The organism is Silvania confinis, from assembly GCF_025564085.1.
In the GTDB taxonomy this organism is placed as follows: Bacteria; Pseudomonadota; Gammaproteobacteria; order Enterobacterales; family Enterobacteriaceae; genus Enterobacter; species Enterobacter confinis.
Genome location: NZ_JAMGZJ010000020.1, coordinates 1 through 384 on the forward strand (window position 1 = coordinate 1; position 384 = coordinate 384).

Below are 384 nucleotides of genomic sequence, written 5' to 3' on the forward strand. Positions count from 1 at the left end.
GCCTCCCTGATCATTTCCGGAGCCTGAATGAGAATTCTGATCGTAGGTCCCTCCTGGGTGGGGGACATGGTGATGGCGCAGACCCTGTTCCAGTGTCTGCGCCAGCGGCATCCCGAGTGCGTGATCGATGTGCTGGCGCCCGAATGGAGCCGACCGATCCTCGAGCGCATGCCCGAGGTGCGCCAGGCCCTGAGCTTCCCGCTCGGCCACGGGGTGATGGACGTCGCCACCCGGCGCCGGATCGGACGCGGCCTGCGCGGTCAGTACGAGCAGGCGATCCTGCTGCCCAACTCGCTGAAGTCGGCGCTGGTGCCCTGGTTCGCCGGAATACCGAAGCGCACCGGCTGGCGCGGCGAGATGCGCTACGGGCTGCTCAATGACATC

General features: G+C 66.9%; 1 protein-coding gene. It reads left to right on the forward strand.

Annotation, left to right across the window (positions count from 1 at the left end):
- Positions 1-27 precede the first annotated feature (27 nt).
- Positions 28-384, forward strand: a 357-nt coding sequence (gene waaF, locus M8013_RS00095; RefSeq protein WP_271265814.1) for a lipopolysaccharide heptosyltransferase II, incomplete at its 3' end; no start/stop codon positions are given.